We start from the raw sequence: 1,541 nt of genomic DNA, 5'->3' as shown, positions 1-1,541 counted from the left end.
GGCAGAAAATCTGTCAGCCGTATGGTTTGAGTTGTAAAATCCTGGGAAATTAGCATTAAAACTAGATTCATTACTCCCAATCAACAATCTGCACTGCAATCAGAAAAAGTGCAAGAATACAAAAAGCTGCTGGATAATGCCGGTCTTAAGGGTAATCTGACGATATATAAAAATAAACAACGAATATGGCAGTATACAACGGTAGGCAACGCGAATTCCGCTTATTTAATTAATTCCGTGCAAAAGAAATTAACGGCAGGAATGATTATGCGGGCAGTGTTGCCATGTCGAATGATGATTTGTATAAGGTAAGTTTAGATTTACTAAATGGCAAGCTGCTATCTTCGCAAAATAAAGACATCATTTACGCTCCTGGAAATAATACTTCACATTACCGCGGGGGTCTGTACACTAAAAATAACCATTACGAATCTAACGGTAATGGTTATGGCTATTGCAACTTTTTACACATTTCTAAAGATGGGCAAAATGCAGTGATTTTGCAAAGTACAGATAGCAGTCGGTATGGCGATTTGAGTAATAGCGCTGATAAAATTTATGCGGATTTATTTGGAAAATAAGATTAAAACCAAAAGCGAGGACTACAATTGTAATCCTCGTCTTTTTGTATCCAAGCCACGAATCAAACGCCTTTTACGCATGACTCCTGGCTTGATGGGTGTCTTTAGATGTGTGGTATTTTATATTTTCATTGAAGGAAATCCAATCAATTTCAGTATTTGATATCACAACAACACCTTATTTCTAAAATTTATATTAAAGTAAGCACTTACTTTATCTACTTATAATACACCATATAAGTTTCAAAAATGATAGTTTTTGTTTTAACGAAAATGTGGCTTATACTTATAGTAAAAAGCATGAAAGGGAAGAATAATGATTAGAAGAGCGAGAAAAACAGATTTTCCATTTGTATATCCAATTTTGAAGCAGATTTTTGATGAAATGCAGATGGAGACGATTGAAAAGTTACCAGAGGATCAATTTTATAGTTTGATGAAATTAGGTTTTATCTCAGAGGATTACCGCTACTCATACCGCCGTATCTGGGTAAGTGAGAAAGCGGGTAAAGTAGTCGGTATTCTTGATATGTACCCATACAAGGATCAAAAGATTATTGATATAGTCTTGCGTCATGATTATGCAAAAGCAGGCTTGCCAATCTCAACGGTGATCTTTTCAGATCAAGAAGCTTGGCCACATGAATGGTATATTGATGCCTTAGCGGTTGATCCTGATCATTGGGGAGAAAAGATTGCTAGTCACTTGCTTGATGAAGCTGAAAAAGTTGCGGCTAAGCAGGGCTATCATATTTTGAGTTTAAATGTTGATCAAGAAAATCCACGTGCGCAACGATTATATGAGCACAAGGGCTATCAAACTGAAAAGACAATGACAATTGGGGATCGGACATACGATCACATGATTAAACGCATATAATAAAAAATACTGCCAGCTATGAGCTCAATGTCATTAAGTTAAGACATTGACAAATTGATAGTTTAAGCTTTTAGATCATT

General features: G+C 35.7%; 2 protein-coding genes. Both read left to right on the top strand.

Going from position 1 to position 1,541, the window contains the following annotated elements; genetic code table 11:
- The first annotated feature begins 284 nt into the window (after positions 1 to 284).
- On the top strand, positions 285 to 581 hold the full coding sequence (locus CP368_RS10935) for a hypothetical protein (protein ID WP_233185888.1): 297 nt from the start codon (positions 285 to 287) through the stop codon (positions 579 to 581).
- A 316-nt stretch (positions 582 to 897) separates the two neighbouring features.
- Entirely contained in the window at positions 898 to 1,461 is a 564-nt protein-coding gene (locus CP368_RS09895; RefSeq protein WP_098044414.1) for a GNAT family N-acetyltransferase, read from the top strand.
- Positions 1,462 to 1,541 lie beyond the last annotated feature (80 nt).

The sequence above is a fragment of the Lactobacillus sp. UMNPBX17 genome (genome assembly GCF_002553735.1).
Taxonomy (GTDB): Bacteria; Bacillota; Bacilli; order Lactobacillales; family Lactobacillaceae; genus Lactobacillus; species Lactobacillus gallinarum.
Note: the sequence above shows the minus strand (reverse complement) of the source record. Positions and strands in the feature narration are given on the sequence as shown.

Bases quoted from the DNA above. Each gene is read 5' to 3' on its own strand.
- CP368_RS09895 (WP_098044414.1), top strand. From the start codon at position 898: ATGATTAGAAGAGCGAGAAAAACAGATTTTCCATTTGTATATCCAATT.
- CP368_RS10935 (WP_233185888.1), top strand. From the start codon at position 285: ATGTCGAATGATGATTTGTATAAGGTAAGTTTAGATTTACTAAATGGC.